18 protein-coding genes and 1 pseudogene are annotated in these 19,541 nt (G+C 70.8%); 7 read left to right on the top strand and 12 right to left on the bottom strand.

Annotated elements, in window-relative coordinates:
- The first annotated feature begins 147 nt into the window (after positions 1-147).
- The gene (locus V4Y04_RS04150; protein ID WP_332425942.1) at positions 148-330 is read left to right on the top strand and encodes a hypothetical protein; all 183 of its coding nucleotides are present in this window, start codon (positions 148-150) and stop codon (positions 328-330) included.
- A 46-nt stretch (positions 331-376) separates the two neighbouring features.
- Here the strand turns inward: V4Y04_RS04150 and V4Y04_RS04145 are convergent, their stop codons facing one another.
- The 3 genes and pseudogenes from V4Y04_RS04145 to V4Y04_RS04135 all read right to left on the bottom strand — a co-directional run bounded on the left by V4Y04_RS04145 (position 377) and on the right by V4Y04_RS04135 (position 2,763).
- Entirely contained in the window at positions 377-1,765 is a 1,389-nt protein-coding gene (locus V4Y04_RS04145) for a tannase/feruloyl esterase family alpha/beta hydrolase (RefSeq protein ID WP_332432703.1), read from the bottom strand.
- A gap of 195 nt (positions 1,766-1,960) precedes the next feature.
- A pseudogene (locus V4Y04_RS04140) lies at positions 1,961-2,228 on the bottom strand (hypothetical protein); the annotation flags it as partial.
- Between the two features lie 238 nt (positions 2,229-2,466).
- The gene (locus V4Y04_RS04135; protein ID WP_332425941.1) at positions 2,467-2,763 is read right to left on the bottom strand and encodes a hypothetical protein; all 297 of its coding nucleotides are present in this window, start codon (positions 2,761-2,763) and stop codon (positions 2,467-2,469) included.
- 301 nt (positions 2,764-3,064) lie between these two features.
- On the opposite strand from V4Y04_RS04135, the gene V4Y04_RS04130 reads away from it, so the two are divergent.
- A complete protein-coding gene (locus V4Y04_RS04130) occupies positions 3,065-3,643 on the top strand; it encodes a restriction endonuclease (RefSeq protein WP_332425940.1) in 579 nt (192 codons plus the stop codon).
- 189 nt (positions 3,644-3,832) lie between these two features.
- Here the strand turns inward: V4Y04_RS04130 and V4Y04_RS04125 are convergent, their stop codons facing one another.
- Both V4Y04_RS04125 and V4Y04_RS04120 read right to left on the bottom strand, forming a co-directional pair.
- The gene (locus V4Y04_RS04125) at positions 3,833-4,432 is read right to left on the bottom strand and encodes a class I SAM-dependent methyltransferase (RefSeq protein ID WP_332425939.1); all 600 of its coding nucleotides are present in this window, start codon (positions 4,430-4,432) and stop codon (positions 3,833-3,835) included.
- 177 nt (positions 4,433-4,609) lie between these two features.
- Positions 4,610-5,038, bottom strand: a complete 429-nt coding sequence (locus V4Y04_RS04120) for a PPOX class F420-dependent oxidoreductase (protein ID WP_332425938.1) — start codon at positions 5,036-5,038, stop codon at positions 4,610-4,612.
- 88 nt (positions 5,039-5,126) lie between these two features.
- Between V4Y04_RS04120 and V4Y04_RS04115 the strand changes: the two genes are divergently transcribed.
- Both V4Y04_RS04115 and V4Y04_RS04110 read left to right on the top strand, forming a co-directional pair.
- Entirely contained in the window at positions 5,127-5,540 is a 414-nt protein-coding gene (locus tag V4Y04_RS04115; RefSeq protein WP_332425937.1) for a roadblock/LC7 domain-containing protein, read from the top strand.
- A gap of 123 nt (positions 5,541-5,663) precedes the next feature.
- Entirely contained in the window at positions 5,664-6,614 is a 951-nt protein-coding gene (locus tag V4Y04_RS04110) for a DUF6397 family protein (protein WP_332425936.1), read from the top strand.
- Position 6,615: 1 nt separating this feature from the next.
- Here the strand turns inward: V4Y04_RS04110 and V4Y04_RS04105 are convergent, their stop codons facing one another.
- Together V4Y04_RS04105 and V4Y04_RS04100 are read right to left on the bottom strand one after the other, a co-directional pair.
- Positions 6,616-7,482 (bottom strand): acyl-CoA thioesterase, encoded by an 867-nt coding sequence (locus tag V4Y04_RS04105; protein WP_332425934.1) that lies wholly within the window; start codon positions 7,480-7,482, stop codon positions 6,616-6,618.
- Positions 7,483-7,501: 19 nt separating this feature from the next.
- Complete coding sequence (locus V4Y04_RS04100) at positions 7,502-10,015, bottom strand: DEAD/DEAH box helicase (protein WP_332425932.1); 2,514 nt, start codon at positions 10,013-10,015, stop codon at positions 7,502-7,504.
- 144 nt (positions 10,016-10,159) lie between these two features.
- Between V4Y04_RS04100 and V4Y04_RS04095 the strand changes: the two genes are divergently transcribed.
- The gene (locus tag V4Y04_RS04095; RefSeq protein WP_332425930.1) at positions 10,160-10,954 is read left to right on the top strand and encodes a metal-dependent hydrolase; all 795 of its coding nucleotides are present in this window, start codon (positions 10,160-10,162) and stop codon (positions 10,952-10,954) included.
- Positions 10,955-11,010: 56 nt separating this feature from the next.
- Here V4Y04_RS04095 and V4Y04_RS04090 read toward each other — a convergent pair whose 3' ends face one another.
- The 5 genes from V4Y04_RS04090 to V4Y04_RS04070 all read right to left on the bottom strand — a co-directional run bounded on the left by V4Y04_RS04090 (position 11,011) and on the right by V4Y04_RS04070 (position 16,646).
- Positions 11,011-11,280, bottom strand: coding sequence for a type B 50S ribosomal protein L31 (locus V4Y04_RS04090; RefSeq protein ID WP_332425928.1), 270 nt, complete (start codon positions 11,278-11,280; stop codon positions 11,011-11,013).
- Positions 11,281-11,433: 153 nt separating this feature from the next.
- Entirely contained in the window at positions 11,434-11,904 is a 471-nt protein-coding gene (locus V4Y04_RS04085) for a DUF5709 domain-containing protein (RefSeq protein WP_332425925.1), read from the bottom strand.
- 350 nt (positions 11,905-12,254) lie between these two features.
- On the bottom strand, positions 12,255-14,036 hold the full coding sequence (locus V4Y04_RS04080) for an ABC transporter ATP-binding protein (protein ID WP_332425923.1): 1,782 nt from the start codon (positions 14,034-14,036) through the stop codon (positions 12,255-12,257).
- On the bottom strand, positions 14,033-15,880 hold the full coding sequence (locus V4Y04_RS04075; RefSeq protein WP_332425921.1) for an ABC transporter ATP-binding protein: 1,848 nt from the start codon (positions 15,878-15,880) through the stop codon (positions 14,033-14,035). Before V4Y04_RS04075 ends, V4Y04_RS04080 begins: the two co-directional genes overlap by 4 nt.
- A gap of 298 nt (positions 15,881-16,178) precedes the next feature.
- Positions 16,179-16,646, bottom strand: a complete 468-nt coding sequence (locus V4Y04_RS04070; RefSeq protein ID WP_332425919.1) for a MarR family winged helix-turn-helix transcriptional regulator — start codon at positions 16,644-16,646, stop codon at positions 16,179-16,181.
- A 138-nt stretch (positions 16,647-16,784) separates the two neighbouring features.
- Here V4Y04_RS04070 and V4Y04_RS04065 point away from each other — a divergent pair, with 138 nt between their 5' ends.
- Entirely contained in the window at positions 16,785-18,587 is a 1,803-nt protein-coding gene (locus V4Y04_RS04065) for an ABC transporter ATP-binding protein (RefSeq protein ID WP_332425917.1), read from the top strand.
- 43 nt (positions 18,588-18,630) lie between these two features.
- Entirely contained in the window at positions 18,631-19,461 is an 831-nt protein-coding gene (gene mltG, locus V4Y04_RS04060) for an endolytic transglycosylase MltG (RefSeq protein ID WP_332425915.1), read from the top strand.
- The last annotated feature ends 80 nt before the right edge of the window (positions 19,462-19,541 follow it).

Genomic DNA, 19,541 nt, shown 5'->3' with positions numbered 1-19,541 from the left:
ATTCGGGATTCGGGATTCGACGGCGGTCTCTGAGGCAACCCTAGGGGGCGAACCTCAGGGACGTCTCAGGGTCGCGGTCGGAACCGTCGGGAGCGCGGGGCCGTTTTCAGGACAGAGAGCGGCAGTGGCCGCGAAGGAGGCGACACCATGTCGAAGAATGCCAAGATCGCCGTGGGAGGTGTGGCGGCCGGGCTCATTCTGTTCATCTGGCTGCCCTGGTGGGCGGCGCTCCTGATCATCCTGGGAGTCCCGGCCGCCGCGTACCTCACCCTGGACCCCTCGCAGCGGAGCAGGCTGCGCCGCGTTTCGCGCAAGGAGCTGGGCCGCTGAGGCGCAGGGGCCCGTCCCAAAGGACCGGGCCCCTGACCGGGCACTGCTACCGCGCCGCCGCCCCAGCACCGTCCAGCGCGCAGGAGTTGACCACGTCACCCTCGGCGGGCCTGTCGATCGTCCGGTCCGCGGGCGGCCTGACGCCACGCTCCACCCATGCGGTCAGAGTGTCGAACGCCGACCGGTAGCAGGGCAGGATCGGCCGCAGCCGGTCCGGATGGGTGTCGTACAGCCCGTCGACGTGGGTGCCGCCCTGCACCGTGTAGTAGCGGTGCAGTGGTCCCCGGCCCTTCGCGTCGATCATGCGGGCGTACACGTCGGAGTGGGCGGCCTTCGGCAGCAGGGCGTCCAGATCACCGTGCAGCGTGATCAGCGGCCGGCCGATACGCCCGGTCAGTGCCACCCGGGCCACGGCGCGGTGCACGGAAGCGGGACGCGAGGCGTAGTCGTACGTGGCGTCGGACGCGCACGGCGCCAGGATCTGCTCCACCGTGGTCCCGGCCGAGGGCCCTGGGCACGCGGGATCGTAGGCCGGGTCGAACTCGGCGCGGTAGATCTTCTGCGTGACACCCCAGTAGGCCTTCTCGTGGTACGGCCACAGGAATTCGGAGCCCGGTGCGAAGCCCGCCGCGTGCAGGTCCTCGTCCCGTGCCGTACCGAACATCCGGGCCACCGTGACCGGCAGGGTGGTGAACAGACCGGTCCCGTCGGCGCTCCACAGTCCGCCCTCCCAGTCCACGCCGCCGTCGTACAGCTCCGGGTGGTTCTCCAGCTGCCAGCGGGTGAGATAGCCGCCGTTGGAGACGCCGGTCATGTACGTCCGGCGCGGGGCATGCCCGTAACGGTGGGCCACCGCCTGCTTGGCCGCCCGGGTGAGCTGCGTGGTCCGGGTGTTCCACTCGGCCACCGCGTCACCGGGCCGGACTCCGTCACGGTAGAAGTCGACCCCGTTGTTTCCCTTGTCCGTCGAGGCATACGCGTACCCCTGGGCCAGTACCCGGTCGGAGATGGCCTTGTCGGTCGCGTACTGCTTGCGGGTGCCGGGCGCGCCCGTGACGACCAACCCGCCGTTCCACCGGTCGGGCAGCCGGATCACGAACTGCGCGTCGTGCGCCCAGCCGTGCGTCGTGTTGAAGCGGGAGGAGTCCGGGAAGTACCCGTCGACCTGGATGCCGGGCACTCCTGACGGCGACCGGGTGGCGGCCGCGGTCAGTCCTGCCTGGTCCGCCGGGTCGGTGTACGGGGTGCCCGCCAGCCCCGTGGTGGTCAGATCGGCCAGACAGGTGACGCGTTGGTGGGCCGCACCCGGCACCCGCACACGTTCCTGGCGCGCGCAGTGTTCGTCCTCGGTGGCGGCGTCGGCCGGAGCTGGAGCGATGAGGGCTGCCGCCGCGAGGGCGAAGGCGAGCAACGGAACGCCGAGGGACGGGCGCATGACGGCCTCCAGGAAGGACGGGAAGCGGAAGAGGGCACGGTACGGAGCACGAAGCTGCCCCATGGTGCGGGCCCAACGCTGCCATCATCGATGGGTTGGCGCCCTATGGAGCGACGCCGACGCGTGGGGGTTCGCACCACATGCGAAGGCAGGCACGTACTTCACGCGGAGACAGACGCCCCCACCGGGTGCGGTTCAGAGCGGCCGTACGCCGATTCTGTCCAAGCCCTCCGGAAGACCCGGCAGTTCCGGCCCCCTGCCCACCGGAAGGACCTCGCCGGGTGCGCCGTCGAGCAGGACGAACGCCATGTCGTCGGTCCTGGCGACCAGGGGCCGACCGGGCCCGTCGGCACGCGGGGTGCCGGGCGTCACCCGGTGCGAAGGGCGAGCGGACCCGGCCGAGCGGCGGCGAGGAGACGTAGGCACGTGCCTACGCCAGGCCCCGCCGAATGCCGCTGTGGCCCGTCTGCCGGGGTGCCCTCGCTCGGCTGCTCCGCGGTCATGCCCTCGCCGACCGGACTGTCGCCGGCCGGACCGTCACCGGTTGTTTCTCCAGAGCTGTCGGAGGCCTCCACGGAACCGCCCGCGACAGGGGAGGCCGAGTCGTCGACCCCGAGCCCCTTGTCACGGCCTCACAGCCGCACCCGGAGCTGCGGCTCCTTGGCCCGTCGGGACGAATCGGCCACGCACTCCCGGCCGGATCAGGCTGCCGGAAGCCCCAGCAGGTCCCGCGCGACCGTCCGCGGAGACGCGTCGCGCTCCCGCGCGAGCGCGACGACCGCCCGGCACGCCAACTCGTTCACCCCGAACGCCAGCGCCTCCGGCGACACCCAGCCGGCCGCCTCGTCGATCCGCTCCTGATCGTCCTCCGCGCAGGCCGAGACGTACGTCGCGGCGGCCTCGAACAGATTGTGCGGACGCTCCTCCCGCCCGGTCCTTTTCTCCGTGCGAAGGCTGTCCACCACTTTGCCCCCGATCCTGCGAACCCTGCCCCACATCCGGTCCACCTTTCCCTGAGCGGTTTCCCTCGCCGGCCGTTCATCTCCTGCCACTCAACGTAGAGTCGCGGCGTCCGCGACAGAAGGGGCAGTGCGGTGAGGCGCTTCGAACGGCCGGAACCGTTCAACCGTCCCCTTCGAGCTCACTCGTTTGCGGAATCAGGGCTCGGCAGGGTGTGCCGGAACCACCGGCCGCCGCGGCACACCAGTACTTCCTGCCCGGCCGGCCTCGCCGGATGGACCCGCACCCGAATGGGGAGCAACAAGGCGGCACTCCGACAGAGGGAACAGGGGGAACGGCATGGGGACAGTGCTGCTGGTGGCGTTGGCCGCCGTCGTGGCCGCAGCCGTCACCGCAGGCCTCGTACGCGCCGGGCGGCGTGAGGCACGGGCGGAAAGAGGCAGGCTCGCCGAGGAGGCACGACGGCAGGCGCGCCGGTCGCTGGACGTGGTCTGGGCGATGGACGACCGCGAGTTCGAGCGGTACGTCGCCGACCTGTGCCGCCGGGACGGCTGTACCGATGTCACGCGCGTCGGCGGGGCCGGTGACCTCGGAGCCGATGTGACCGGGTACCTGCCCGACGGCCGTCGCTTCGTCATCCAGTGCAAGCGGTACGCCAAGCACCGCACGGTCGGGAGCCGTGACCTCCAGACGTTCAACGGCACGGCTCGCGTCGAACACGGTGCCGACGTACCCGTCTTCGTGGCCTCCTGCGTCTTCACCAAGCCGGCCCGCGAGTTCGCCGCCCGTCACCGGCTGTGCCTGATCGACGTCAACCTGCTCGGTTTCTGGAACAGCGGAACCTCGCTGATCTCGTTCCTGGACCTGGACATCAGCCGCTCCGGTACCCACCGCAAGCTCCCCCCGGACCACGACTGACAGGAGAACCGCCGTGTCGTGAACAGCGTTGCCCCTTCACGCCAGGCGCATCGAGGACCGGGAGTGCCGGTGGCCATGCCTTCCGAAACATCCGGCTCCGGACCGGCAGGCTGCGAAGTGCCGGCGGAACAGTCGCCCGGGTGCTGTCGGCCGGTACGGGCCGAGAGGCACCGGCGCGGGGCCGGGCGCTCAGCCCACGCGGACGGCCAGCGCCAGGAACCGGGCGTCCTCGTCGGCGTACGACGTCATGCGCCAACCCGAGCCGGCCAACAGCGGACGGAGGTTCGCCTCCGCGCGGAGGTCGTCCGGCGTGATCGAGCGGCCCTGACGCGCGGCGAGCGCCGCCCTGCCGATCGGATGGAACAGCGCGAGCACGCCACCGGGACGTGCCACCCGTGCGAGCTCCCGGAGGTTCTCGGCCGGGTGGGGCAGGTGCGCGATCAGGCCCGCCGCGAACACGGCGTCGAGTGATCCCGAACGCAGTGGCAGCGCGGATACGTCGGTGAGCAGCAGCACCCCGTCGTGGCCCCGTCCGGCCCGCGCGGCCTCCCGCAGCATGGCCGGGGTCAGATCTGCCCCGAGGACCGTTCCGGAAGGGCCCACGGCCGCACGCAGCGGGGGCAGGGCCCGTCCGGTGCCGCAGCCGGCGTCGAGCACCCGGGCGCCCTCGCGCAGCCCTATCCCGGCCACCGCCGCCGCGTAGGCCGGACCGTCGTCGGGGAACCGGCGGTCCCAGTCGGCGGCACGCGCGGTGAAGAACTCCTGGACGTGTGTGTGGTCGTCGCTCATGCCCGGCATGATCCCCCACCGGACGGCCCGGCCCCCAGCATCCGGCGGGCCTCGGCGACGTACCGCCCCGCGCGAGTACGCCTCGCCGAGGCAATGGATCCGGCCACGGCCGCCCTTGACCGTGTCGCCCCGCGTGAGACCACCAGGGCCGCGTCACCTCGTGCCACGGTCCGGCGATCAGTCCGCGACGCCCTTCTCCGACAGAACCTTCTCGACGGCGACACGGACGAGGAGCTCCCCCGGTACGCCGTTGCGCACCCCGAACTCCTCGGCACGGTCCTGGCCCATGTACCGCGCGGCGATCCGGGTGGCCCAGCGCACCAGGTCATCGGGATCCTCCGAGATCCGCGCCCGGCCCCGCAGCACCACGAAGGCGAACGGCGGCCGGTCGTCGTCCACGCACAGGGCGACCCGCCCGTCACGGGCCAGATTGCGTCCCTTCACCGTTTCCCCGCCGGTGTTGAACACCACGTCGTCCCCGTCGAGCACGAACCAGATCGGTGCCACGTGCGGACTGCCGTCGGCCCGCACGGTGGAAAGTTTGGCGGTGCGGGTCCCGTACGAGACGAACTCCCGCCATTCCTCGTCGGTCATCCTCTGTCCCATGGCTCCTATCCTCCTTGTCCGGCGCCCTGCCGTGGGGAAGGCTGGCGGAGGGACCCATACGGGGAAGAGCAAGGGGGAGATTCACGATATGACGCAAAAACGGGGACTCGACTGGCTGCTGGACGACCTGACCCAGAGAGTCGAGGAAGTACGGCACGCGCTGGTCCTGTCCAACGACGGGCTGGTGACCGGGACGAGTACAGGGCTTCGACGTGAGGACGCGGAGTACTTAGCCGCGGTCTCGTCCGGACTGCACAGCCTCGCCAAGGGCTCCGGACAGCACTTCGGCGCGGGCGGGATGCGCCAGACGATGATCGAGTTCGACGAAGCGGTGCTCTTCGTCACCGCGGCCGGTGCCGGTAGCTGCCTGTGCGTGCTCAGCGGAGCCGAGGCCGACATCGGCCGGATCGCGTACGAGATGACGCTGCTGGTCAACCGGGTCGGCGAACATCTGGACGTGGACGCCCGCCGACCGGAACCCGACGACCCCACAAGCGACTGACCTGCACGTTCGTTGGCCCCCGTGGAGTTATCCACAGGCTCGTCACGAAGAGTGATGGACCGGATACGGTTTTCTCCGAGCGGCGCACACGGCGCCGGCCCGCACTCCACGGGGGAGACGAGCATGTCCGGAAACACCACCACACACGAAGCCGCGACCGTCGATTCCTGGATCACGGCAGGCCGCGCGGCACGCGAACTCGGCCTCAAGCCAGATGAGTTCGACCTCGCCGTGGACCTCGGACGGATCCGCGCCACCCCCGACGAGCGGGGAGCCGGCCGCCGCGTGGACCGCGCCGAACTCGAACGGCTCCGCGCCCGGCCAGGTCACCCGGAGGCCCTGCGTGAGAGCGTCAGGACCGTGGGCACCACGGAGGGTGCGCTGCTCATGGGGGTGACGAAGGACCGGTTCACGCGACTGGCCCGGCTGGGGATGCTGGCCCCCACGAGGTTCTACCTCAACCGCTACCGTGCCGTGGTCTGGCTCTATCTCGCAGAGGAACTGCGGCAGTTCGCGGCCGACGAGAGGAACACCTCACTGTTGAGGGGCCGTACGTCCGACAACCTCAGGGGGCAGCTCGACACCGGTCTCGACCTACGGGCCCGTAACTGGCGCACCCGCCGTCTGGCAACCCTGCTCCGCCGGGCCACCGACCCGTGGTCGCGCGCCGGAGCGGTCGCGTCCCTGCTCGACCCGCTGTACATCCACGAGGTCGTCAAGGACCCCTATGAGCGTTCCCACCTCAGCCGGTTCTGCCCCGAGCGGCCCTCCCGCAGTGCTCCGGGCTCACCCGGCGCCGTCCTCACGGAGACCCTCGTGACCGCCCAGGACCCCGACGAGATCGCCTGGCTCCGGACGGAGCTCGCAGGGCTGCTGGCCGAGGCCCGCGAACACCGGCCGGCACCTCGCCCGGGGTTCGCCTCCCACCGTCCCGCACCGGCCGGGCAGGCCCCCCGGGAACCGGAGCGCTCGTGCGGGGCGTTCCGCGTGCTGCTCGCCCGGTGGCGCGGAAGGAACCGACGACCGGCCACCGGGTGGCCGGCTGCCCGCCGGCCCGGAGGGTCTGCCCGGTGACCTACAGCGCCCGGAACAGCCCCTCCTGAACGACGGACACCAGCATCCGCCCCTCACGGTCGTAGATCCGCCCCCGGGCCAGACCACGCCCGCCCACGGCGATCGGCGACTCCTGGTCGTACAGGAACCACTCGTCCGCGCGGAACGGGCGGTGGAACCACATCGCGTGATCCAGCGACGCCATGTCGAAGCCGCGCGGACCCCACAGGGGTTCCACCGGGAGCCGAACGGCGTCCAGCAGGGTCATGTCGCTGGCATAGGTCAGGGCACAGGTGTGCACCAGCGGATCGTCGCCGAGCGGCCCCACCGCGCGCATCCACACGGCGCTGCGCGGTTCGGCGTCCTTGACGTCGTCCGGGTCCCAGCGCAGCCGGTCCGCGTAGCGGATGTCGAAGGGCTGACGGCGGGCCATTCGCTCCAGCTGCTCCGGCAGTTCGCCCAGATGCCCGCGGATCTCCTCGGTGACGGTCGGCAGGGACTCCGGGTCCGGGACCTCGCGGGCCGGCGGCAGCTGGTGCTCGAAACTCCCCTGTTCGGGTTTGTGGAAGGAGGCGGTGAGAGTGAAGATCGTGCGGCCCTGCTGCACGGCGGTGACCCGGCGGGTCGTGAACGACCGCCCGTCCCGTACCCGTTCGACCTGGTACACGATCGGCACCCCGGGCCGCCCCGGGCGCAGGAAGTACGCGTGCAGCGAGTGCACGGGTCGGTCGCCCTGCGTGGTGCGGCCCGCGGCGACCAGCGCCTGGCCGGCCACCTGGCCGCCGAAGACCCGCTGCAGCGACTCCTGCGGACTGCGGCCACGGAAGATGTCGACCTCGATCTGCTCCAGGTCGAGCAGGGCGACGAGGCTCTCGGTCGGGTTCGTCATGAGTGCTGATCTCCTGCCGTCACAGCTGTCCGACCTCGGTGACCCGGACGACCGCACGGCCCTCCGCGTCGGAGGCGGTGAGGTCGACCTGGGCGCTGATACCCCAGTCGTGGTCGCCGTTCGGGTCGTCGAAGATCTGCCGGACCCGCCACAGTCCGTTGTCCGGCTCCTCTTCGATCAGCAGCAGCTTGGGACCGCGGGCGTCGGGACCGGTGCCGAGTTCCTCGTACTCGTCCCAGTACTTGTCCATCGCCTCGCCCCAGGCGCCGGCGTCCCAGCCGGCCTCGGCGTCCAGCTCGCCCAGCGCGTTCACCTGGTCCAGGGCGGCCAGTTCGACACGGCGGAACATGGCGTTGCGGACCAGGACGCGGAAGGCACGTGCGTTGGCGGTGACGGGCTTGACCTGGTCGGCCTTCTCCTGGGCCTCCTCGGCGGTCATCTCCGCGGGGTTGGCCAGCTGCTCCCACTCGTCCAGCAGACTCGAGTCGACCTGACGCACCATCTCGCCCAGCCAGGCGATCAGATCCTGGAGATCCTCGGACTTCAGATCGTCCGGGACGGTGTGGTCCAGGGCCTTGAAGGCGCTGGCCAGGTACCGCAGCACGATGCCCTCGGTCCGGGCCAGCTCGTAGTGGGACACCAACTCCGTGAAGGACATGGCCCGTTCGTACATGTCCCGCACCACGGACTTCGGCGACAACGGGTGGTCACCGACCCACGGGTGGCTCTTGCGGTAGGTGTCGTAGGCGTGGAAGAGCAGTTCCTCCAGCGGCTTCGGGTACGTGATGTCCTGGAGGCGCTCCATGCGCTCCTCGTACTCGACGCCGTCCGCCTTCATGAGGGCGACCGCCTCGCCGCGCGCCTTGTTCTGCTGTGCGGCGAGGATCTGGCGCGGGTCGTCCAGCGTGGACTCCACCACGGACACCATGTCGAGCGCGTAGGACGGCGACTCGGGGTCCAGCAGCTCGAACGCGGCCAGCGCGAAGGTGGACAGCGGCTGGTTCAGAGCGAAGTCCTGCTGCAGGTCCACGGTGAGCCGCACGGTCCGCCCTTCGGCGTCCGGTGTGTCCAGTTTCTCGACGATGCCGCCGTCCAGCAGGGACCGGTAGATCGCGATGGCCCGCCGGATGTGCCGCAGTTGCTGCTTGCGCGGCTCGTGGTTGTCCTCGAGGAGGTGACGCATCGCCGCGAAGGCGTTCCCGGGCCGGGCGATCACCGACAGCAGCATCGTGTGCGTCACCCGGAAGCGGGAGGTCAGCGGCTCGGGATCCGAACCGATGAGCTTCTCGAAGGTCTGCTCCGACCAGGCGATGAACCCCTCCGGCGCCTTCTTGCGGACCACCTTGCGGCGTTTCTTCGGGTCGTCGCCCGCCTTCGCCAGCGCCTTCTCGTTCTCGACGACGTGCTCGGGGGCCTGCGCGACGACGAACCCCTCGGTGTCGAAGCCGGCCCGGCCGGCCCGGCCCGCGATCTGGTGGAACTCACGGGCCCGCAGCGTGCGCACCCGGGTCCCGTCGTACTTGGTGAGGGCGGTGAACAGCACCGTGCGGATCGGGACGTTGACCCCGACACCCAGCGTGTCCGTACCGCAGATGACCTTCAGCAGACCGGCCTGCGCGAGCTTCTCCACCAGCCGACGGTACTTGGGCAGCATGCCTGCGTGGTGCACACCGATGCCGTGCCGGACGTAACGGGAGAGGTTACGGCCGAACTTGGTGGTGAAGCGGAAGCTGCCGATCAGGTCGGCGATCCTGTCCTTCTCCTCGCGTGTGCACATGTTGATGCTCATCAGTGCCTGCGCCCGCTCCACCGCCTGGGCCTGCGTGAAGTGCACGATGTAGACCGGAGCCTGCCGGGCCGCCAGCAGGTCCGTGAGCGTCTCGGTGAGCGGTGTGTAGCGGTACTCGTAGGACAGCGGGACCGGCCGGGTCGCCGAGCGGACCACCGACGTGGGGCGGCCGGTACGGCGGGCGAGGTCCTTCTCGAAGAAGGAGACGTCGCCGAGCGTCGCCGACATCAGCACGAACTGCGCCTGCTCCAGTTCCAGCAGCGGAATCTGCCACGCCCAGCCGCGGTCCTGCTCCGCGTAGAAGTGGAACTCGTCCATGACGACCTGGCCGACATCGGCGTTCCTGCCGTCGCGCAGCGCGATGGACGCCAGCACCTCGGCGGTGCAGCAGATGACCGGGGCGTCGGCGTTCACGGACGCGTCGCCGGTCAGCATGCCGACGTTCTCCGTGCCGAAGATCTTGCACAGTTCGAAGAACTTCTCCGACACCAGTGCCTTGATCGGCGCCGTGTAGAAGGTGACCTCGTCCCGGGCCAGCGCGGCGAAATGGGCGGCGGCCGCGATCATGCTCTTGCCCGAGCCGGTCGGGGTCGAGACGATCACGTTCGCCCCGGAGACCACCTCGATCAGCGCCTCCTCCTGGTGGGGATAGAGCGTGAGGCCACGTTCCCCCGCCCACGACTCGAAGGCTTCGTAGAGGGCGTCGGGGTCGGCGGTCGGCGGCAGCTGATCGATGAGGGTCACGTCCCCATCTTGCCTGCCACCGGGCCCTGCGCGGGAATCGGATTCGGGTATGAAGATCGTGAACGCTACGCTGTGTCGCCGGAGGGGCGTCAACGCACCTGGTCAACTGGACAGCGGCACAAGTGGAATGGGCGGGCAACGGGGATGATGGGACCAGCACACTCACTGTCGGGTGCCGCGGCATGGCTCGGTACGGGTGCGGCGATGACCGCCGCCGGAAAACCGATGCCCTGGCCGGTGCTTCTGGTCGGCGCTCTGATCTGTGCCGGCGCCGCCCTCGCCCCGGACCTGGACCACAAGGCGGCGACGATATCGCGGTCCTTCGGCCCCGTGTCCAAGCGACTGTGCGAGATCGTCGACAAGCTGTCGTACGCCGTCTACAAGGCCACCAGGAAACCGGGCGACCCGCGCCGTTCCGGTGGTCACCGCACGCTCACCCACACCTGGCTGTGGGCGGTCCTGATCGGCGGGGGCGCTTCCGCTCTGGCGATCACGGGCGGCCGGTGGGCGGTACTGGCCATCCTCTTCGTCCACATGGTGCTGGCCATCGAGGGTCTGCTGTGGCGGGCCACCCGGGGTGCCAGCAGCGACGTCCTGGTGTGGCTGCTCGCCGCGACCAGCTCGTGGATCCTCGCGGACATCCTGGACCAGCCGGGCCACGGTGCCGCCTGGCTGTTCACGGCACCGGGCCAGGAGTACCTGTGGCTGGGGCTGCCGATCGTCCTGGGCGCGCTGGTGCACGACATCGGGGACGCCCTGACGGTCTCGGGCTGCCCGGTCCTGTGGCCCATACCGGTGGGACGCAAGCGCTGGTACCCCATAGGCCCGCCCAAGGCGATGCGGTTCCGGGCGGGCAGCTGGGTGGAGCTCAAGGTGCTGATGCCCGCGTTCATGGTGCTCGGCGGAGTGGGCTGTGCGGTGGCGCTCAACGTGTTCTGAGGCGCGGACGACCGGTGGTCGTCGCCGGCGGACGCCCGATGCCCGCCGTCGTCGGCTCAGCCGGAGCTTTCACCGCCGGAGCTTTCACCGCCGTAGCGGCGCTGGAAGCGGGCGACGCGTCCTTCCGTGTCCACGGTCCGTGCGGTGCCCGTGTAGAAGGGATGGCTCTCCGAGGAGATCTCCACCTCCACGACCGGATAGGTCTCGCCGTCGTCCCACTCGATCGTCTGTTCACTGGTCGCGGTGGACCGGGTCAGGAAGGCGTATCCGGCGGCCCGGTCGCGGAAGACGACGGGACGGTAGTCGGGGTGCTTGTCCTGCTGCATGGACGCTCCTCGTACGACATGGGCGATGTCCGTGGTGCCCGCGATGTGATCGATCCGGACGTCCTGGACGCCCGGAACGGTTCGGGTGACGGCCCGGGTGGCTCGCGCCGTCCGGACGGGCGTGACGGCCGTGACGGCAGTGGAACGATGAGGTCAGCCGGGCAGGGTGTCTTCGTCGACGACATGCATGGCGGCCTCCTCGGCCGAGGCCGCGGCCCCGTCGATGCCGATGTCCGTGGCGACCAGGGCGCTCTCCTCGTCCTCGTGCGCCCCTTCGTCGGGGGCCACGAGCCGGCCGGAGCGCACGGCACCGACCTCGTTGTCCAGGAGCTCGCCGTCGGTGCCCTCGCTGTCACCGAGGTCGTCACCGCCGGCGGCGGCGAGATCGGGCAGCTCCTCGGCGAGCCGCTGGTCCAGCGTCTCGCCCGCCCTGCGCTCCGACGCCGTCACACCGCGGTGCTCCACGGCCCACGGCCGCTCGGGAGGGGACCAGCCCCGGTCGAGGGGATCGTCGACGCCGTCGTTCTCGAGGGTGTCCTCGGCGTCGAGCAGTCCGGCGTCGTCCTGGACCTCGGATCCATCGGGCTGGTAGACGTCGTCTCCCCAACCGCCGGCTCTGTTCACGGGGACCTCCAGAGGGTGGGGACGGGCCCGTTCCCGCCGTGGCCCGTTGCGGGCCGCGCCTGCACGGGCACTGGCATCACCCGCACCCCGGTTCTCCGGAGCCCCGGGCGTTCCCCGAGCCGGTGCCTGATTCCACCCTTCCACCCAGGTTCGGCTCCGCGCAACGGCACGGTCCGTCACCGGACGCCGCCGGTGACGGACCGTGCGCACGGCGCGTCCACCCCCGGGCGCGCCTCACACCGCGGCCGGGGGCCCGCCGGACACGCCCGGCCGCGCAGTCCGCCGTGCGGTCCCCCGCGTGCTCACCCCTCGCCTCCCCGAGGCCTCATCCATACCCTCGACCTGGGGCCTCACCCGTGCCAGGAGCGCCACAGTGCCGCGTACGCACCGCCCGCGGCGACCAGCTCGTCATGGCTGCCCAGCTCGCTGATGCGGCCGTCCTCGACGACGGCGATGACGTCCGCGTCGTGGGCGGTGTGCAGGCGGTGGGCGATGGCGACAACGGTACGGCCGTCGAGGACACGGGCCAGCGAGCGTTCCAGGTGCCGGGCCGCGCGGGGATCGAGCAGCGAGGTCGCCTCGTCCAGCACCAGAGTGTGCGGGTCGGCCAGTACCAGCCGTGCCAGCGCGATCTGCTGAGCCTGGGCAGGGGTGAGCGCCAGCCCGCCCGAGCCGACCTCGCTGTCGAGGCCGTCGTCGAACGAACGCGCCCAGCCGTCCGCGTCGACCGCGCCGAGGGCCGCCCACAGCTCGGCGTCCTCGGCATCCGTCCGGGCGAGCCGCAGGTTGTCGCGCAGGGACCCCACGAAGACGTGGTGCTCCTGGTTGACCAGGGCCACCTGGGTACGGACGCGTTCCGCGGTCATCCGGGAGAGTTCGGCGCTGCCCAGGGTCACCGTGCCGTTCCTGGGCGCGTAGATCCCGGCGAGCAGCCGACCCAGGGTGGACTTGCCCGCGCCGGAGGGGCCGACCAGCGCCAGCCTGGTGCCGGGCGCGACCTCCAGCGACACCTTGCGCAGCACGTCGACGCCCTCGTGGTAGCCGAAGTGCACCCGCTCGGCGCGCACATGGCGCCCGTCGGGGGTCAGCGCGGCGTCACCGGCGTCGGGCTCGATGTCCCGGACGCCGACCAGCCGGGCCAGTGACACCTGGGCCACCTGCAACTCGTCGTACCAGCGCAGGATCAGCCCCACCGGGTCGACGAGCATCTGCGCCAGCAGCGCACCGGTCGTCAGCTGGCCGACGCCGATCCAGCCCTGCAGGACGAAGACGCCACCGATCATCAGCACGGAGCCGAGCACGGTCACATGGGTGATGCTGACGACGGGGAGGAGCACCGACCGCAGCCACAGTGTGTAGCGCTCCCAGGCGGTCCACTCCTTGACCCGTTGGTCCGACAACGCCACCCGGCGTTCGCTGAGGCGGTGCGCCTCGATGGTCCGTCCCGCGTCCACGGTCTCGGCGAGTGCCGCGGCCACGGCGGCGTACCCGGCGGCCTCGGAGCGGTACGCGGCCGGCGCCCGCCGGAAGTACCAGCGGCAGCCGGCCACGAGCAGCGGAACGGCGAGCAGTACGGCCGGCGCCAGTTCGGGTGCGGTGACGACCAGGCCGCCCAGCAGCAGCACCACCCACACCACACCGATGGCGAGCTGGGGCACGGCCTCGCGCATCGCGTTGCCGAGCCGGTCGATGTCGGTCGTGATCCGGGACAGCAGATCACCCGTCCCGGCCCGCTCCAGCACACCGGGCGGCAGCCCGACCGACCGCACCAGGAAGTCCTCGCGCAGATCGGCCAGCATCCGCTCGCCGAGCATCGCCCCGCGCAGCCGCACCTGCTGTACGAACACCGCCTGGAGGACCAGTGCCACCACGAACAGGGCGGCGGTGAGCCCCAGGTGGAGCTCCCGCGTGCGGTCCGAGACCCGTTCCACCAGGCCGCCCAGCAGGTAGGGGCCGACCATCGAGGAGATCACCGCGACGGTGTTCACCGTGATCAGGAGCACGAAGGCCCTGCGGTGCCTGCGGAGCAGCTCGCCCACATAGGCGCGGACGGTGGCGGGCGCGCCCACGGGGAGGGTGCCGGCCGTGGTCGGGGCCGCCGGGTCGTAGGCCGGTGGCGCCACGCCGATCATGCTGTCTCCTCGATTTCCACGAGCTTGTCCAGGTCGGTCAGATCGTCCGTCCCGAGCCCTGATCCGGTTTCGGCCCCGGTCTTCGCCTCGGCCTCCGTCTCGCGGGTCACCACGGCCCGGTACCGGGGCTCGGTACGCACCAGCTCGCGGTGGCCGCCGACCGCCACGACCGTCTCGTCGTGCAGGAGGACCACCTGGTCCGCCCGGTCCAGCAGCAGCGGCGACGAGGTGAACACGACGGTGGTCCGTCCCGCCCGCAGTTCCCGCACGCCCTCGGCGATGCGGGCCTCGGTGTGCGAGTCGACGGCGGAGGTGGGTTCGTCCAGGACGAGGACCTCCGGGTCGGTGACCAGCGACCGGGCCAGCGAGAGCCGCTGTCGCTGGCCGCCGGAAAGGGACCGTCCGCGCTCGGTGAGCCGTGCGTCCATCGGGTCCGCGGCGTCGAGTGCACCCTGCACCAGCGCCGCCAGTACGTCTGCGCACTGCGCGGCGTCCAGCGCCTCGCGCGCTCCGACAGCCCCGGACGCGGGTACGTCGAGCAGTTCGCGCAGCGTGCCGGAGAGCAGTACCGGATCCTTGTCCTGGACGAGGACGGAGCCGCGGGCGGAGTCCAGTGGCAGATCGTCGAGCGGCACGCCGCCGAGCAGCACCGAACCATTCCGCGTGGTGTGCGTGGTGTGCGCCGCGTGCCCGCCGAGCCGTTCGGCCAGGAGGCCCGCCGCGTCCGGATCCCCGCACACCACGGCGGTGAGCCGGCCCGCCGGGGCGAGCAGACCGGTCACCGGGTCGTACAGGTCTCCGGAGGGCCTCCCGTGCTGTTCGGAACCGGGCGTCCCGGCGGTGTCCACGACCCGCTCCAACGCCAGCACACGCGCCGCGCGCTTGGCCGACGGCCGGGAGAAGGAGTAGGCCATCGCGATCTCCTCGAAGTGGCGCAGAGGATACGCGAGCAGCATCACCGAGCTGTAGACGGTGACCAGTTCGCCCACGGTGATCCGCCCCTGACGGGCCAGATGAACGCCGTAGCAGACCACCGTGATCAGCAGGATTCCCGGCAGCAGCACCTGGATCGCGGCGATCAGGGACCACATCCGGGCACTGCGTACGGCGGCGTGGCGGACTTCCTGGGACGCGCGACGGTAGCGGTCGAGGAACAGCTCCTCGCCACCGATGCCGCGCAGTACACGCAGTCCGGCGACGGTGTCCGAGGCGAGCTCCGTGGCGCGTCCGGCCTTCTCCCGCTGGATGTCGGCCCGCCGGGTGGCGTGCGGCAGCAGCGGCAGGACCGCGAGCGCCAGCAGGGGCAGGCCCACGACGACGACCACACCGAGCCCGGGCTGGTAGACGAGCAGGCCGACGCAGACCAGCACGATGGTGACCACGGCCGCGGTGAACCGGGACAGCGCCTCGACGAACCAGCCGATCTTCTCGACGTCGCCGGTGGAGACGGCCACGACCTCGCCGGCCGCGACCCGGCGGGTCAGCGCGGAGCCCAGCGTCGCGGTCCTGCGGGCCAGCAGCTGCTGGACGCGGGCGGCCGCGGTGATCCAGTTGGTGATGGCGGCCCGGTGCAGGAAGGTGTCGCCGACCGCGTTGCCCACGCAGGCCAGCGCCATGAGCCCGCCGGCCAGGGCGAGCCGGGAGCCGGAACGGTCGACGGCGGCCTGGACGCCTATGCCCACACAGAACGGGAACGAGGCGACGGAGGCGAAGTGCAGCAGTCCCCAGGCGAGGGATTTGAGCTGGCCCGGGAGCTGATTCAGGAAGAGCCACCGCAGGAATCGAGGGCCCGAGCGGGCGTCGGGCACGCCCGGGTCGGGATACGGAAGGTCTTGTATCTGCATGACGTCCCAGTGGCTCGCAAAGGCGGGGCCGCGCGCCGTCCTTGGACGGCGCGACAGCAAACCGTGACAGATTGACGCCGTTGCGTGCTGTAAAGCAAACGGTTTTCCATGGCAGCGCACGGAACCGGCTCGACGCACGGGGCGGGAATCCCACGGCACACCGGACGACTGCGGCACGGTGCCTCGGCCTGTCCCGTCACGGCGTACAGCCGACGGCTGCGCGGCACTCCGGACGCCCCCGGCGGCCCTACCGGCCGACAGCGGCACGAGGCCCCCGCAGCGACTCCGGCGCGGTGTCTCAGCAGGGCGCGTCGCGGTGCTGCGGGGTGGCGGCCGTCCCGTCGACCAGCGTGTTCAGCAGTTCGCCGAGAACCTCGCGCTGTTCGTCCCCCAGTGGAGCCAGGATCTCCTCCGCGGCGGCCCTGCGTGCGGCGTGCAGCTCCCGCAGAGCCGCGTGTCCGTCGTCGGTGAGCTCGATCCGGATCACCCGCCGATTGGCCGGATCGGGCACCCGTCGCACCTTGCCGCTCGTCTCCAGCCCGTCGACCAGGGTCGTCACGGCACGCGGTACCACCTCCAGACGCTCCGCCAGGTCGGCCATGCGGGGCGGCGAGGCGTAGTGGGCGAGGGTGCGCAGCAACCGGGACTGGGCAGGGGTGATGCCCAGTTCGCGCCGCACCAGATGGCGCTTCTGGATGCGGTGCACCCGGCGGGTCAGCCGAAGCAACTGCTCGGCCAGCAGGCCGTCGGGGTCGGGGGTGGTCATGTGCGGAACAATATCAGGACGTCGTTCATTGTGAGTATAGGTAACAATGAGCTAGGCTCCGTTGACCCGGCATCCTCATGGCATTCCCATGGCGGTGCCGGGCTCCCGCGTCCCGCTCCCGAGCCCTCGAAGGAGACCATGCACCCCGACCGTGAACCCGTCTGGAGCGCACCCGTGGGCGCCGAGGAGCAGCCCCGGCAGGTGCGCCGCATTCTGGGACTGTTCCGCCCCTACCGGGGCCGCCTGGCGATCGTCGGCCTGCTCGTCGGAGCGGCGTCGCTCGTCTCGGTCGCCACCCCGTTCCTGCTCAAGGCGATCCTCGATGTGGCGATCCCCGAGCGCCGTACCGGGCTGCTCAGCCTGCTGGCCCTCGGCATGATCCTCAGCGCCGTCCTCACCAGTGTCTTCGGCGTGCTCCAGACACTGATCTCCACGACCGTCGGCCAGCGTGTCATGCACGATCTGCGCACCGCCGTCTACGACCGGCTCCAGCGCATGTCGCTCGCCTTCTTCACGCGCACCCGCACCGGCGAGGTCCAGTCCCGCATCGCCAACGACATCGGCGGCATGCAGGCCACCGTGACCTCCACGGCGACCTCCCTGGTCTCCAATCTCACCAGCGTCGTCGCCACCGTCGTCGCGATGCTCGTCCTCGACTGGCGGCTGACCGTCGTCTCACTGGTCCTGCTGCCGGCCTTCGTGTGGATCAGCCGCCGGGTCGGCAACGAACGCAAGAAGATCACCACTCAGCGGCAGAAGCAGATGGCCTCGATGGCCGCCACGATCACCGAGTCGTTGTCGGTCAGCGGCATCCTGCTCGGCCGCACCATGGGCCGATCCGACTCCCTGACCAGCGCTTTCGCCGACGAGTCCGACCGTCTGGTGGACCTGGAGGTGCGGTCGAGCATGGCCGGCCGCTGGCGCTTGGCCGTCATCACGATCGTCATGGCCGCCATGCCGGCCGTCATCTACTGGACCGCGGGCCTCGCCCTGCGGACGGGCGGACCCGGGGTCTCCATCGGAACGGTCGTCGCCTTCGTCTCGCTCCAGCAGGGCCTGTTCCGGCCTGCCGTGAGCCTGCTGTCGACCGGGGTGCAGATCCAGGCCTCGCTCGCGCTGTTCCAGCGCATCTTCGAGTATCTCGACCTTCCGATCGACATCACCGAGCGGGCTGACCCGGTCCGCCTCGACCGGGTCCGCGGCGAGGTCCGGTTCGAGAACGTCACCTTCGGCTACGACGGCAAGGGCGGCCCCGTCCTCGACGGCATCGACATCACCGTCCCCGCCGGCACCGGTCTCGCGGTGGTCGGCTCGACCGGCGCCGGCAAGTCCACGCTGGGCCACCTCGTGCCACGGCTGTACGACGTCACCGGCGGCCGGGTCACCCTCGACGGGGTCGACGTGCGCGACCTCGACTTCGACACTCTGGCGCGCGCGGTCGGCGTCGTCTCCCAGGAGACGTACCTCTTCCATGCCTCCGTGGCCGACAACCTGCGGTTCGCGAAGCCCGACGCCACGGACGAGGAACTCCACGGGGCGGCACGGGCGGCACAGATCCACGATCACATCGCGGCCCTGCCCGACGGGTACGACACCGTCGTGGGGGAACGCGGCCACCGCTTCTCCGGTGGTGAGAAGCAGCGCCTGGCGATCGCCCGGACCATTCTGCGCGATCCGCCGGTGCTCGTTCTCGACGAGGCCACCAGCGCGCTCGACACCCGTACCGAGGCCGCCGTCCAGCAGGCCATCGACGCGCTGTCCGCAGACCGCACCACGCTCACCATCGCCCACCGGCTCTCCACCGTCCGCGGCGCCGACCAGATCGTGGTGCTCGACAAGGGGCGCGCGGTCGAACGGGGCACGCACGAGGAACTCCTGGAGCGGGACGGGAGGTACGCGGCCCTGGTCCGCAGGGACGCCCAACTGGAGCCGGCAAGATGAAAATATGCCGGGTTTATGGCGATATGCGGGTTACCGTGCCCGCATGCAGACGAACACTCCGTCACGAACCACGATCCGACTGACGCGCCGGGGGTGGCTCGCCCTCGCCGCGACCGGGGCCGTCGTGGCCGGTACCGCCGTGGCGGCGCCCCTGCTCATTCTGGGCGACGACGGCGACTCCCGCCCCACCACCCTGGTGATTCCGGAAGGCCGACGGGCGAGCCAGGTGTACGCGGCCGTCGACAAGGCCCTCGAACTGCCCGCGGGGAGTACGAAGAAGTCCCTCGCGAAGGCCGGCCTCAAGCTGCCGGACGACGCCGACGGGAACCCGGAGGGCTACCTCTTCCCGGCGACGTATCCGCTGAAGGGGAAGGCGACACCGGAGCAGTTGCTGGCGCTGATGGTCGAGACGGCCGACAAGAAATTCAACAGAGCCCCGATCGCCGCCGGTGCGCAGCGCAACGCGATGAACGTCTATCAGGCCGTCACCATCGCGAGCATCGTCCAGGCCGAGGCGTCCGCCAAGGCCGACATGGGCAAGGTGGCCCGGGTGATCTTCAACCGTCTGGAGCGCGGAATGCCGCTGCAGATGGACTCGACGGTCGACTACGCCCTGGGCCGTTCGACGCCCGGTGTCAAGGAGAGGGACATCGAGGCCGACAGCCCTTACAACTCCTATACGCGCATGGGGCTGCCGCCCACCCCGATCGACAACCCCGGCGAGGAAGCGATGCGCGCGGCGATCAACCCGACGCCGGGCGACTGGCTGTACTTCATCACGGTCAAGCCCGGTGACACCCGCTTCACCGCCGACCACAACGAACACCAGAGCGATCTCGCCGAGTTCAACGCACGGCAGCAGAAGGCAAAGTAGGAACAGGGGCAGAAGGCAAAGCAGGAGCAGGAGCAGGAGCAGGAACGAAAGGAGAAGCAGGCGGAGCCGGGGGAGAAGCA

Origin of the sequence: Streptomyces sp. P9-A2, from assembly GCF_036634175.1 — a bacterium.
In the GTDB taxonomy this organism is placed as follows: domain Bacteria; phylum Actinomycetota; class Actinomycetes; order Streptomycetales; family Streptomycetaceae; genus Streptomyces; species Streptomyces pratens.
The sequence above is the reverse complement of the archived record's forward strand: the minus strand, read 5'-3'. Positions and strand labels throughout refer to the sequence as shown.